The organism is Bordetella genomosp. 9, assembly GCF_002261425.1.
GTDB lineage: Bacteria > Pseudomonadota > Gammaproteobacteria > Burkholderiales > Burkholderiaceae_B > Bordetella_C.
Map to the genome: position 1 here is coordinate 1,191,826 of NZ_NEVJ01000001.1, position 13,794 is coordinate 1,205,619.

Annotated in this window: 10 protein-coding genes and 1 pseudogene; 10 read left to right on the forward strand and 1 reads right to left on the reverse strand. The window is 63.6% G+C overall.

Annotated elements, in window-relative coordinates:
* The first annotated feature begins 190 nt into the window (after window positions 1–190).
* The 9 genes and pseudogenes from purU (at window position 191) to CAL26_RS05525 (ending at window position 11,477) form a co-directional block, all read left to right on the forward strand.
* Complete coding sequence (gene purU / locus CAL26_RS05485; RefSeq protein WP_094845866.1) at window positions 191–1,036, forward strand: formyltetrahydrofolate deformylase; 846 nt, start codon at window positions 191–193, stop codon at window positions 1,034–1,036.
* The gene (locus CAL26_RS05490) at window positions 1,011–1,952 is read left to right on the forward strand and encodes a bifunctional 5,10-methylenetetrahydrofolate dehydrogenase/5,10-methenyltetrahydrofolate cyclohydrolase (RefSeq protein WP_094845867.1); all 942 of its coding nucleotides are present in this window, start codon (window positions 1,011–1,013) and stop codon (window positions 1,950–1,952) included. Before purU ends, CAL26_RS05490 begins: the two co-directional genes overlap by 26 nt.
* Window positions 1,949–3,190, forward strand: a complete 1,242-nt coding sequence (locus CAL26_RS05495; RefSeq protein ID WP_094845868.1) for a sarcosine oxidase subunit beta family protein — start codon at window positions 1,949–1,951, stop codon at window positions 3,188–3,190. The genes CAL26_RS05490 and CAL26_RS05495 overlap by 4 nt, the downstream gene beginning before the upstream one ends.
* 12 nt (window positions 3,191–3,202) lie before the next feature.
* On the forward strand, window positions 3,203–3,502 hold the full coding sequence (locus CAL26_RS05500; protein WP_094845869.1) for a sarcosine oxidase subunit delta: 300 nt from the start codon (window positions 3,203–3,205) through the stop codon (window positions 3,500–3,502).
* Complete coding sequence (locus CAL26_RS05505) at window positions 3,499–6,510, forward strand: sarcosine oxidase subunit alpha family protein (protein ID WP_094845870.1); 3,012 nt, start codon at window positions 3,499–3,501, stop codon at window positions 6,508–6,510. Before CAL26_RS05500 ends, CAL26_RS05505 begins: the two co-directional genes overlap by 4 nt.
* Entirely contained in the window at window positions 6,434–7,126 is a 693-nt protein-coding gene (locus tag CAL26_RS05510) for a sarcosine oxidase subunit gamma (protein ID WP_094845871.1), read from the forward strand. Before CAL26_RS05505 ends, CAL26_RS05510 begins: the two co-directional genes overlap by 77 nt.
* Window positions 7,127–7,143: 17 nt before the next feature.
* A complete protein-coding gene (locus CAL26_RS05515; RefSeq protein ID WP_094845872.1) occupies window positions 7,144–8,910 on the forward strand; it encodes a gamma-glutamyltransferase family protein in 1,767 nt (588 codons plus the stop codon).
* A pseudogene (locus tag CAL26_RS05520) lies at window positions 8,910–10,314 on the forward strand (L-serine ammonia-lyase). Before CAL26_RS05515 ends, CAL26_RS05520 begins: the two are co-directional and overlap by 1 nt.
* Before the next feature lie 131 nt (window positions 10,315–10,445).
* On the forward strand, window positions 10,446–11,477 hold the full coding sequence (locus CAL26_RS05525) for a proline racemase family protein (protein WP_256987986.1): 1,032 nt from the start codon (window positions 10,446–10,448) through the stop codon (window positions 11,475–11,477).
* Between the two features lie 10 nt (window positions 11,478–11,487).
* On the opposite strand, the gene CAL26_RS05530 is transcribed toward CAL26_RS05525, so the two are convergent.
* A complete protein-coding gene (locus CAL26_RS05530) occupies window positions 11,488–12,504 on the reverse strand; it encodes a GlxA family transcriptional regulator (protein WP_094845874.1) in 1,017 nt (338 codons plus the stop codon).
* A gap of 241 nt (window positions 12,505–12,745) precedes the next feature.
* On the opposite strand from CAL26_RS05530, the gene CAL26_RS05535 reads away from it, so the two are divergent.
* A complete protein-coding gene (locus CAL26_RS05535; RefSeq protein WP_094845875.1) occupies window positions 12,746–13,717 on the forward strand; it encodes a Bug family tripartite tricarboxylate transporter substrate binding protein in 972 nt (323 codons plus the stop codon).
* Window positions 13,718–13,794 lie beyond the last annotated feature (77 nt).

The following is a 13,794-nucleotide window of genomic DNA, read 5'->3' on the forward strand; positions in this document are numbered from 1 at the left end:
GAAGCCTGGCGAACAGGCGGGGACCATTTATATCGAGCATGACAGGCCGGTTATGAATTCCCAATGGGAATGAGTTGTGCGTCCAATTCGCTAGTGAATTTCGTTGGCTGAATTCATGATAGCAAGCGTGGAAGTAAATAAACAGCCTTTATCAAGGCATTCTCCCCAGGAATAGTTGAATAAGCCGGCCATGAAGAAATTCGTACTCAAGCTGACGTGCCAGGACCAACGTGGCATCGTCGGAGCGGTGGGCCAATGCATCGCCACGCTGGGTGGATGCATAACGGAAAGCGGCCAATTCGTCGATCCCACGACCAGCCGCCTGTTCATGCGAGTCTGCTTCCAATGCGAAACCGACATGTCGCACGAAGCGCTCGATCTGCAGTTGGACCCCATTGCGCGGCGGTACGGGATGCAGATGGAGACCTTCGACCTTGCGGAAAAGCCCAGGGTGCTGATCATGGTTTCACAGCTGGGCCATTGCCTGAACGATCTGCTTTACCGGAATAGCATCGACCAGCTGCCCTTGAAACTCGTGGGGGTCGTGTCCAACCACACGGTCTATCGCTCGAGGGTGGAGCACGAAAGCATCCCGTTCCACCATATGCCGATCACGCCGGAAAACAAGGCGCGGCAGGAGCGGATCTTCCTGGAATTGCTCGATACCCTCCAGGTGGACCTGGTGGTTCTGGCCAGGTATATGCAGGTCTTATCCGACGACCTGTGCCGCAGGCTGCCCGGCAAGGTCATCAATATCCATCATTCCTTCCTGCCGAGTTTCAAGGGCGCGAAGCCCTACCACCAGGCGTACGAGCGCGGAGTGAAGCTTATCGGCGCGACCGCGCATTACGTCACCGCCGACCTGGACGAAGGACCCATCATCGAACAGGACATCCGGCGTATCGACCACGGGACGAGCCCGGATGAAATGGTCGCGATCGGACGGGATACCGAGTGCCAGGTACTAGCCAAGGCCGTCAAGACTCATGTCGAACACCGGATACTGCTGAATGAAAACCGCACCGTCATCTTCTAAGGCCCGCGCCGCCCAGGCGCTCAATGGCACCGAGGCGGCGGCGGAAGTGATCGCCGACGTCGCCCGACAGATGCGGCGTTCGGGCGTCGTGCCGAAGCTCGCGGTCGTCCTGGTCGGCGAGGATCCGGCGAGCATGGTGTACGTTGCGAACAAAGCCCGGCAGGCCGAGCGCATCGGCTACGCTTCGCTGCAGGTCCGCCTGCCCGCACGGACGTCGGATGCGGAGCTTGCCGCCGTTATCTGCGGGCTGAATGACGATGCATCCGTGCACGGGATACTCGTGCAGCTGCCGCTTCCGCCGCATTTATCCGCGGAAGCGGTCGCTTGCCAGATAGCCCCGGACAAGGACGTCGATGGATTTCATGAGGTCAACGTCGGTCGCATGACGCTGCGATCGAGTCGGAGCGCATTCGTCCCTTGCACGCCGTTGGGATGCATGCATCTGATACACCAGGCCATCGGCCATGACTTGAAGGGCCTGAACGCGGTCGTCATCGGCAAATCGAACATCGTCGGCCGGCCGATGGCGACGTTGTTGATGCACGCCGAGTGCACAGTGAGCGTCGCCCACATACACACGCGGGATATCGAACAGCTCTGCCGTACGGCCGACATCCTGGTCGTGGCCGCCGGCTCGCCGGGTCTGGTCAGGGGGGATTGGATAAAGCCGGGCGCCGTCGTCATCGACGTCGGTATCAATCGCGTCGACGGCGAAGGCGGGCGGAAAAGGCTTGCCGGCGATGTGGCCTACGACGAAGCGGCCGAAATCGCGTCCTTTATCACCCCCGTGCCCGGAGGGGTGGGTCCGATGACCATCGCCATGTTGATGAAAAACACCTATACCGCCGCGGTCCTGGCCGAGCAGGCCAGGATGCAAACGCGTGCCGTGCCGGTGACGGGGAGCAATGGTCGATGAAATACTCGATTTTCAGTATCGCCAGGAACGCCATGTCGTACCACGAACGATGGGAGCGCCAGTGGCGCAGCCCGGAACCTCGGAAGGAATACGACGTGATTATCGTCGGCGGCGGTGGGCATGGCCTGGCGACAGCCTACTACCTGGCCAGGAACCACGGCATCACCAATGTGGCCGTCGTGGAGAAAGGATGGATCGGCGGCGGCAACACCGCGCGAAATACCACGATCGTCCGATCCAGTTATCTATGGGAAGAATCGGCGGCTTTGTACGACGCGGGCATCAAGCTGTGGGAAAACCTGTCCGCCGACCTGAACTACAACGTCATGTTCAGCCAGCGCGGCGTGGTCAGCCTGGTCCACTCGCAGAAGGACTTCCGGGATGTGCAGCGCCGCATGCACGCGAACCGGCTGCTCGGTATCGATGTGGAGTATCTCGACCGGGAAGCGCTCGGGCGCGAGATCCCGATCCTGAATCTGGATTGCCGGTTCCCCGTCTGGGGCGGTGCCATGCAAAGGAAGGCGGGTGTGGCCAGGCATGACGCGGTCGCGTGGGGCTACGCCCGAGCCGCCGACCGGGGCGGGGTGGACATTATCCAGAACTGCGCGGTGCTGGGGATCGAGCGGGACGGCAACCAGGTCACTGGGGTGAGGACCGAGAAAGGGACGATCAAGGCCAGGAAGGTCGCGGTCGTCGCGGCCGGGAACACGACGGTCCTGGCGGATATGGCGGGCATACGGCTGCCGTTGGAGAGCCATCCCTTGCAGGCGCTGGTGTCGGAGCCGATCAAGCCCGTGCTCGATACGGTGGTGATGTCCAATGCCGTGCATGCCTACATCAGCCAATCGGACAAGGGCGACCTGGTCATCGGCGCGGGTGCCGACCAGTACGTGGGCTATGGCCAGCGCGGAAGTTTCCAGACGATAGAAAGCACGGTGACGGCGATCGTCGAGATGTTCCCGGTGTTCTCCCGCGTACGGATGAACAGGCAATGGGGCGGCATCGTCGACCTGACACCGGACTCGTGCCCGATCATCACGAAGACGGACGTCAAAGGCCTCTACTTCAACTGCGGCTGGGGGACCGGAGGCTTCAAGGCGACCCCGATATCGGGCACCGTCTTCGCGCATACGGTGGCGCTGGACCGGCCGCACGAATTGAATGCACCGTTTGGCCTGGACCGCTTCACCACCGGCAGGCTGATCGATGAGTATGGCGCCGCGAACGTCGCGCACTGATGGAGAACTGACATGCTACTGATCGATTGCCCATGGTGCGGTCCGCGCGCGGAGATCGAGTTTTCCTACGGTGGCGAGGCCAATATCCGCCGTCCCGCGCCGTCGGCCGACGTGACGGACGGCGAATGGGCCGACTACCTGTTCATGCGCAAGAACCCCCGTGGGCCAGGCGAGGAGCAATGGCTGCACGCCCAGGGCTGCCGCCGCTGGTTCAAGGTGGAGCGCGACACCGTGACTTATGAAATTTTGCGGACGTCGCGGTTCGGTACCGGTCGAGCCATCGGCGACGGCGGCCAGGAAGATAAACAATGAAGCAACAGAATCGAATCCCTGGCGGCGGCAACGTCGACCGGGCCAGGCCCATCACGTTTACCTTCAATGGAAAGCGGTATACGGGCTTCCAGGGAGACACCCTGGCGTCGGCCCTGCTGGCGAACGACGTGCATTTCGTCGCGCGCAGCTTCAAGTATCACCGGCCGCGGGGCATCGTCTCGGCGGGTCCCGAAGAACCCAATGCCATCGTGCAGCTGGAAGACGGTCCGCACACCGTGCCGAACGCCAAGGCCACCGAGATCGAGTTGTACGAAGGGTTGGCCGCGCGCAGCGTCAATGCATACCCTACGCTGGAGAAGGACCGCATGGCGTTCAACCAGCGTATAGGGCGCTTGTTGCCCGCGGGCTTCTATTACAAGACCTTCATGTGGCCGCGGTCCTTCTGGCCCAGGTACGAACGCCGCATTCGCGACGCCGCTGGCCTGGGGACATCGCCGGCGGCACGCGACCCGTCGCGATACGACAAGCGGTTCGCGCATTGCGATGTGCTGATCGTGGGAGGCGGTGTCGCGGGGCTTTCGGCCGCGCTGGCCGCAGCGCGCAGCGGCGCAAGAATCATCCTGGTCGACGACCAGCCGGCGCCGGGCGGCTTCCTGTTGTCCAGTCCTCGGGCGATAGGGGAGCAGTCGTCCGCGGCATGGATCGCCAGGGCCTGCCAGCAGCTCGCGGCCTCGACCTCCGTCACGATACTCAACCGGAGCACCGCCTTTGGCTATCATGACCACAACCTGGTCACCGTGACGCAGCGGCTGCACGACCATCTGCCGCTCGACCGGCGCATCGGCACGCGCGAGTTGCTGTGGAAAATCCGCGCAAGGCGCGTCGTCCTGGCGACGGGCGCCCATGAGCGTCCCATCGTGTTTGGAAACAACGACCTGCCCGGCATCATGCTGGCGTCAGCCGTATCATCGTATATCCATCGCTACGGTGTGCTGCCCGGTCGCAACGTCGTGGTCTTCTGCAACAACGATGAAGGCTACCGTACCGCGTGCGCACTGGCGGCGGTAGGCGCCGCCGTGTCCGTCGTCGATCCACGCAAGCCTGGCCACGGGGCACTGTTCGAAGCGGCGCGCCAAGCGCGCGTGGCGATGTACAACGATTCGGTCGTGGTTGCGGCGTCGGGCGACAAGCGCGTCAGTAGCGTGAAGGTCCGCCGGCATGCCGGTAGCGGCAAGGGCGACGAAGTCGTCCTGCGATGCGACCTGGTGGCCGTATCCGGCGGACTCAGTCCAACCATACATTTGTTCAGCCAGTCGGGTGGAAAGGCGCGATGGGACGAAGCGCTTTCGTGCTTTGTTCCCGGCGCCGGCGGGCAAGGGGCACAGAGCGTCGGGGCCGCCAATGGCACGTTCGCGCTCGCCGCCGCCATGGCGGAAGGCGAGGCGGCGGGCCGGGCGGCGGCGAACGCATGCGGCTTCGAGCCGCCAGGGCAGCAACCGGACAATGTGGTTGACGCAGGCCAGGGGATGCCGCTTCTTCCATTGTGGCGGGTGACCGACGACGTCACGGCGAGCCGGGGCCCGAAGCAGTTCGTGGACTTCCAGAACGACGTCACCACCGCCGACATCATGCTGGCCGTGCGCGAGGGCTTCGAATCGGTGGAGCACGTCAAGCGGTACACCGCGCTCGGCTTCGGCACCGACCAGGGAAAACTCGGCAATATCAACGGCATGGGGATCCTGGCCGGCCTGCTTGGCAAGCCGATCGCCGATGTCGGCACCACGACGTTCCGCCCAAATTACACGCCGGTGACCTTCGGTGCGTTCGCCGGCCGCGATCTGGACCTTCATCACGAACCTGTCCGCAAAACCTGCCTGCATGACTGGCATGCCGAACACGGGGCGGTATTCGAAGACGTCGGGGTATGGAAACGGCCCTGGTATTACCCCCGGCACGGCGAGGACATGCATGCGGCGGTGGCGCGCGAATGCCTGGCCGTGCGGCGTTCGGTGGCCTTGCTGGATGCCTCCACGCTGGGAAAGATCGACATCCAGGGCCCGGACGCGGTCAAGCTGCTGAATTGGGTCTATACGAACGACTGGAGCAAGCTCGCTGTCGGCCGCGCCCGCTATGGGTTGATGCTCAACGAAAACGGCATGATCTTCGATGATGGCGTGACGGTGCGGTTGGGCGAGGAACATTTCCTCATGACTACGACCACGGGCAATGCGGCTACCGTCATGAATTGGCTGGAGCTGTGGCTGCAGACCGAATGGCCGGATATGCGGGTGCGCCTGACTTCCGTGACCGACCACTGGTGCACGATCGCCGTACCCGGGCCGCGCAGCCGCGCCGTTCTGCGGAAGGTCTGCGACGACATCGACTTCGACAATGCGGCCTTTCCCTTCATGAGCTATCGCGAAGGCACTGTCGCCGGCGTCTCCGCCCGCGTCATGCGTATCAGTTTTTCGGGCGAGCTGGCCTATGAAGTCAACGTGCCGGCCGACTATGGGCGGGCGGTATGGGAAGCGCTCATGGCCGCGGGGGCGGAACACGGCATCGTTCCCTACGGGACCGAAGCGCTGCACGTGCTGCGCGCGGAAAAAGGCTTCATCATCGTCGGCCAGGATACGGATGGATCGATGACGCCGGCCGACATGGGCATGGGCGCGATGGTATCGAGGAACAAGGAATGCCTGGGGAAGAGATCATTGACCCGCATGGATACGGCGGGTGAAGGAAGACGGCAGTACGTCGGCTTGCTGACTGAAGACGCCGCCTTGGTGCTGCCCGAGGGGAGCCAAGTCCTGCCGGCGGACGGCCCTGGCCATGCCGCCGGACACGGCTTCAAGTCCGCCGGTCATGTCACGTCCAGCTATTTCAGTCCGATACTGCAACGGTCCATCGCCCTGGCCATGTTGCGCAACGGGTCGAACATGAAGGGCCAGACCGTGATGGTCGGTCTGGCGAATGGCACCCACGTTGCCGCGAAAGTCGGCGATACCGTGTTTTTCGATAAAGAGGGGCTGCGCCAAAATGTTGAGTGAACAGCAAGCCGCCTGGACGGCTCCCCGGCATGAATCGCCGTTGGCGGGTATTGGACACCTGCTGGCGGAGCATGGCGTGCCAAATGGGGAATTCCAGGTGCAGGGCCGCCCGTTGGTCGGTTTCTGCATCTTCCGCGCCTCGCCCGAGGATGAAGCCCTGCACGCGCGCGCAGCTTCCGTACTAGGCATCGGCTTGCCGCTTCGGCCGAATACTTTCACGCAAGGCGCCGATATCCGCGCCATCTGGCTGGGGCCTGACGAATGGATGCTTGCATCCGCTGTCCGGTCGGCACGCGATATGGAAGACAGGCTCCGGCATGCGCTGGGCCCGGGGCATTATTCGGTTGTCGACGTGACCAGCGGCTATACCAGCGTGACCCTGAGCGGCAGGAAAGCGCCGCTCGTCCTTTCGCGTGGCTGCCCGCTGGACCTGAGCGCCCGGGCGTTCGCCATGGGCGAGTGCGCACAAAGCGTCCTTTTCAAGGCGCCGGTCATTGTCTGCGCCGGCGGCTGCGGAATATATGACCTGATCGTCAGGCGCAGCTTCGCGGAGTACGTCATGCTGATGTTGCTCGACGCCTACAAGCCGATCCAGCAGGCAAACCTGCGCTACTGAGCCTCAGGGGTTGATAAATGGAACATGCCAAGCAAGCCGAAAGCGGACCTGTATCGCTGGCGATCCCCGCCGTCAGCATGCGGCCGACTCCCATGGGAAGGCAGCATGCGGTCTCGACCGGACACTATCTGGCGAGCATAGCCGCCAATCGGGTGCTGGACGCCGGCGGCAATGCGATCGATGCGGGCGTGACGGCTGCATTCGCGCTCGCGGTGCTGCAGCCGGACATCGTATCGGTTGCCGGGGTGGCGCCGACGCTGATCTATGTGCAGCAGCTTGGCCGCGTCGTATCCCTGCCAGGCCTGGGGCACTGGCCGGCCGCTACGGATATCCGGCGCCTGCTCGCCGAAGGGGATGGGTTTTCCGTGCCGGACGGAGTGCTGCGCACGGTTGTCCCGGCCGCGCCGGCCACCCACATTACCGCCTTGCGCAGGTACGGGACGATCTCCTTCGCCGACGCCGTGGCGCCTGCCCTCGAGCTTGCGCGGGATGGCTACGCCACGTATCCCTTTCTGGCGGAAAGCCTGCGCCAGGCCAAATGGAGATACGAGCGCTGGCCGTCGAGCAGGGAGATCTTCGTCCCGGATGGGCGCACGCCTGGTGTCGGCGAGCTGTTCGTCCAGCGCGATCTTGCCCGGACACTGCAACGCCTGGTCGAGGCCGAGCGCGGCGCGCATGGCGATCGCGACAAGAAGCTGCGGGCGGTGCATGACCATTTCTACCGAGGACCGATCGCCGACGCGATCGTCCGGTTTCAGCGGGAAAGCGGGGGATTCCTACGCCATGAGGACCTGGCCGCGTTCGAAGTGGAGCCCGAGGACAGCATTCACGCTGTCTACCATGGCACGGAGGTCCACTCCTGCGATACCTGGTGCCAGGGCATCGTACTGCTGCAAACGCTCAAGCTGCTCGAGCATGACGATCTGCGCGCGCTTGGTCAGAACTCTCCAGCCTATGTGCATCTTCTGACGGAGGCCCTGAATCTGTCCTTCGCGGATCGCGAAGCGTACATCGGAGATCCGAAGTTCGTGGATGTCCCGACGGCGACGCTGCTTTCGGATGCCTATGCGCGGGCGCAGCGTGCGCGTATCCGACCCGATGCCTGTTTCGGCGAAATGCCCGATCCGGGCGATGCGCATGGCGTGTGGAAAGGCAAGCGCGACGCGAACAATCCTTCTTCCGGCCCCGTGGGCATGTCCCCGGACACCATCTATGCCTGCGTCATGGACCGATATGGCAACGCCTATTCGGCGACATTGTCGGATACATCGCACGATGCCCCGGTGGTACCGGGATTGGGCATGGTGGTTTCCACGCGTGGCCATCAGTCGCGACTACAGGACGGCCACCCCGCCAGGGTCGAGCCCGGCAAGCGACCGCGCCTGACGCCGAGTCCCGGCATGGCGCTGCGCGACGGCAGCCCTTACCTTTGCTTCGGCACGCCGGGTGGCGATGTGCAATCGCAGGCGATGCTGCAAGTCTTTCTGAATATCACGGAGTTCGGCATGCAGGTACAGCAAGCCGTCGAGGCGCCCCGGTTCTCGAGCGCGAGCTTCCCCAACTCGTTCGCGCCGCACGACTACATGCCGGGCCGCCTCTGCCTTGAGGCAAATATGCCGCGGACGGTCTTCGACGCGATGCGGGCGCTGGGACATGATGTGCAGACAATTCCTGTCTTGCCCGCGATGAGCGGTGCGGTATGCGCCGTCCTGCGGGACCCGCATACCCGGTTGTTCCATGCCGGCGCCGACCCGCGTCGGGAAGCCTACGCGCTGGCCTGGTGATGCGGACTTCGGCTTCCCCGCCCGACGGTCCGGCGGTAGCGCGTTACAGCGTTTTCGATATCTTCCATATCGGCATCGGTCCGTCCAGTTCGCATACCGTCGGCCCGATGCGCGCCGCAGGCGCTTTCGTTCGTGAATTGGAGGCCTCGGACTTGTTGCCACGCGTCGCCCGCGTGAGCATCGTGCTGTATGGATCGCTGGGCGCCGCCGGCAAGGGGCATGGGACGGACCGGGGCGTCATCCTGGGCCTGGCCGGCAAGCTGCCCGAAACTGTCACGTCGCCGGAAATCAGCGGCATTCTGGATGCTGCGCACGACGAACTCCCTGGCGCTGTCGGGATGCAGGCGGATAACTTTCGATCCGCGCTCGGATATCGTCTTTCGCGTCAGGCCGCTGGACCGACACCCCAACGGACTGACCTTCCACGCATTCGATGTCGAGGCCGTTGAATTGATGCAGCGGACCTACTACTCGATCGGTGGGGGGGCGTTGCTCCACGGCGACGATAACCGCGACGATGGCTCGCCGCGCGTGCGCGTCCCCTATCCCTTCGGCTCGGGCCAGGAATTGCTGGGCTGGTGCCAGGATCGGCAATGTCCGGTATCGGAAATCGTCTATGCCAACGAAGCCTGCATGACGCCCGCGGCCGAAATCCATGCGCGCCTGGACACGATCTGGCGCGCGATGGAGGATTGCGTGCGCCGGGGAGTGATGGCCGAGGGACAATTGCCCGGCCCGCTCAAGGTGAGCAGGCGCGCGAAGGATCTTCACGGCTTCCTCCTTTCTGAAGGCGCGGGCGCGAAGGACGCGCTGCACGCCATGGACTGGCTGAACGTTTGGGCGATGGCGGTAAACGAGGAAAACGCCGCGGGAGTAAAAGTTGTGACTGCGCCGACCAATGGCGCCGCCGGCATCATTCCTTCGGTCCTCCATTACTACATGCGCTTTATCGACGGCGCCGATATCGGCGGGGTTCGTCGCTTTCTCTTGACCGCCGCCGCCATCGGCATGCTCTACAAGCTGAATGCATCGATCTCGGGAGCCGAGGTCGGCTGCCAGGGCGAGGTGGGGGTGGCGTGCTCCATGGCCGCGGGCGGCTTGTGTGAAGTGCTCGGCGGGACGCCTGGGCAGGTCGAGCAGGCCGCGGAGATCGCGATGGAACATCATCTCGGCTTGACCTGTGATCCGGTGGGAGGCCTGGTCCAGATACCGTGCATCGAGCGCAACGCGGTGGCAAGCGCGAAGGCGGTGAACGCGGCCCGCCTGGCGTTGCGCAGCCGCGCTCCCCACCATGTATCGCTGGACGCGGTCATCCAGACGATGTGGCAGACCGGCCAGGACATGAAGACCAAATACAAGGAAACGTCGCGCGGCGGATTGGCCATCAATATCAAGCAGTGTTAGAACGCGGCGCGACGTCACGGCGATACTCGAATATGGCCGGAATCTACCAGCGGGAGACAATGCCGCGTCTCTTATCCTGATGGCAGTTCAATGAAGCGCGATGAGGACGTAGAACCATGCGTTGGAACCGAATGGTTTCCGCACTGGGTGTGCACGCGGAAGGCGAAATTGGCCGCGTCATCACCGGCGGGTTGCCGCCTATTCCAGGCAGAACGCTGCTTGAGAAAATGCATCACATCAACACCGCCGACGATAGGCTCCTGCGCTTCCTGCTGTTCGAGCCCAGGGGCGCGGCGCAGATGACCGTGAACGTACTGTTGCCCGCCATCCACCCCGATGCGGACGTCGCGTTCATCCCGCTGCAGCCGGACGGCGCGCACGCGCTCTCCGGATCGAATTGCATGTGCGTAGCCACCGCACTGTTGGAAACCGGCGTGGTGCCCATGCGCGAACCGGAAACCCGATTGGTTCTGGAGACGCCATCCGGCCTGATCCAGGTGTCCGCGCAGTGCAAGGATGGGAAATGCCAGCGTGTGTCACTGGAGATGGTGCCCAGCTTTGTCGAGCATCTCGACTACCCGATCGATGTGCCGGGGGTGGGCCGGATCACCGTGGACGTCGCGTTCGGGGGCTGCTATTTCGCCCTGGTCGATCCGCGCCAGCTGGGCCTGGCGTTGGACCGGACGGAGGCGCGTCGACTGGTGGAGCTCGGTGCGGCGATCCAGCAGGCGGCAGCCGCGCAGATCGCGGTCCGTCACCCCGTATTGCAGCAGGTGAGTGAAATCGAATATGCGCTCTTCGCCGGGTCCCACTCCGATGGATTCCGTAACTGCAATATCATTTTCCCCGGCCGCGTCGACCGGTCTCCTTGCGGCACGGGGAGCGCGGCCAGGCTGGCGGTGATGCATGCGCGCGGTCTGCTGGACGTGGGCGAGGACGTGGTCATGTACAGCCTGATCGATAGCCGCTTCGATTGCCAGATCGCGCGCACGACGCAGGTGGCCTCGCGTGCCGCGGTGGTGCCTCGAATATCGGGACGGGCATGGATCTATTCGATGGAACAGTATGGCCGCGATCCGGATGATCCCTATCCCGATGGCTACGTGCTGGCCGATACCTGGGGACCAGGTGCGACCAGGATCGGAGCGCACGGGCGCCCTTAGCCGTGCGTTGCTACGCGTCGGCGGATTGCGAATCGCGGCATTGGCTCGGTAACAGCGAGAACTTGGCGCGGAACAGCCTGTTCATGTGCGAGGCGTCGGTGAATCCGCATTCCTGCGCGATCCGCTCCAGCGGGTGGTGGGTATTCTCCAGAAGATAACGGGCGTACGTCAGGCGCAATGACCGGTAGTGCTGGGTAATGGTTTCCGCGTAATGGCTTTTGAAAAGCCTGGAAAGCTGGCGTGAGCTGACATTGACTCTGTGCGCCAGATCGTCCAGGGATAGCGGCTCCCGCAGGTTGCGTTCCATGAGAAAGACCGCCTTGCGTAGCCGGGGGTCGGCCGGCAGGGCTCCGCTGGAAACGGAGTAGAACTGAGGATGGGCCGGGGGCCGCAGCTGTGCGAGGACCAGCTGCCTCATGCATTTCAGGGCTCGCTCCGGGCCGCAATGGCGCTCTACCAGGTACATGGCGAGATCGCTTGTCGATGCCCCTCCCGCGCATGTGATGATGCCTTGATCTATGGAAAAGATCTCGTCGGTGACGGGCAGGGCGCCAGGGAAATGACTCAGGAAATCTTCGTAGTGGTACCAGTGGACGCTGGTTCGCACCCCTCTCAGCAGACCCGCCTTGGCGAGCACGAACGATCCGGTGCATGCGCCCACCAGTGCCGTTCCCTCGCGCGCGGCCCGGTCTACATACGATAGAACGCGGCCGTCGTACTCCAGGGCTTCCGGAAGTTTTCCTCCCACTACGACGACATAATCGAAACGCTTCGGAGCCAGCAGTCCGCACGTCGGCGTAATCCGTATTCCGCAGCTGGACAGCACGGCGGCGCCATCGTGGGTCATGATGGTCCACGAACACAGCAACTGGCCGCTGCGGTCCCCCCTGTCGGCCGCATGCCGCAGGACTTCGACGAAGCAGCTGAGCGCCATCAGGGTGAAGTTCGGCAGCAGGACGAAGCCGACAGCCAGGCTGGGACGGCCGGTTTCGCACACCGTATCTTCCAATCGGGTTTCCCAATCCATCGGACTTCCTTGGCCACGAGGCGTTTGGCAAAGCCCGCCGCATCCGCGCGCGGACGGTGCCGTTGCCGCACTACACGAAAAGCGAGAATGCCGTAGTTCGGCTGCGCCTTGGGGCAGGGTATTCCCCCGCCTGTCGCTTTTGTACTCCACCTTGTCCCGAAACTACGAAGAACCCGGGCGCGGACCTTTATATCGTAGCCGCTGGAGACGGCGCGTTCGTCGCCTCATACAAGGGGATTCCATGAAAGGACTGATCGCGGGCGCCGCACTTGCGGCCCTGATGACCGCGGCTTCGCCGGTTGATGCCCAGCAGCATTATCCGGAGCGGCCCATCCGGCTTATCGTGGGGCAGTCGCCAGGCTCGGCCGCGGATGGGGTCGCGCGCCTGCTCGCGGCCGAGATGGGCAAGTACCTGGGCCAGTCGGTCGTCGTCGAAAACCAGGCGGGCGCTGGCGGCACGATTGCCGCGGCGAGCGTGGCGCAGATGAAGCCCGATGGATACACGCTCATGATGGGCATTGCCTCCCAACTGAGCCTGGGACCGCATCTTTTCAAGAAGGCGGCCTATGACCCGTTCAAGGATTTCACTTATATCGCTCCCGCGGCCGATGTCGTGATGGTATTGACCGCCAGCGACAAAAGCGGCGTCACCGATCTGGCTACGCTCGTTCGCAAGGCCAAGGCGGCGCCGGGGCGTATGACTTACGCAAGTTCCGGTGTCGGGTCGGCTTCCCAGCTGTCCGTGGAGATGCTATCGGAGCGTGCAGGGATATCGTTGCTGCACGTGCCTTATAAAGGCACCGCACCCGCGGTGACAAGCGTCATAGCCAATGAGACGGACCTGCTGTCGAACGTGGTAGGCGCGGTATATGGGCCCGCCCGATCCGGAAAATTGGTGCCGATCGTCGTGTTCGCGGACAAGCGTAGCGCCTTGCTACCCGACGTGCCCACGTCCTCCGAACAAGGCTATGAATTGCCGAAGATCGCGGGTTGGGTGGGATTGGTGGGACCGGCGGGACTGCCGGCCGAGATCGCCGTGAAGCTCGCCGATGCTTTGCACAGGGCACAGCAGGACCCCAAGGTCCAGGCGTTCTACGACGCACAGGGCCTGATCCTGTGGCAGGGCAACGCAGCCGAATTCCTGAGCCGGGCCCGCACGGACAGCGACGTGTGGGGAAAACTGATCAGGGAGAAGGGCATCGTTGCGGAGTAGGGGTTATTGTGCGGCGCGCGCGGGCGTTGCGGCCCGCGCCAGGATGGCGCGGTGCGCGGCGATGATTCATCGATCTC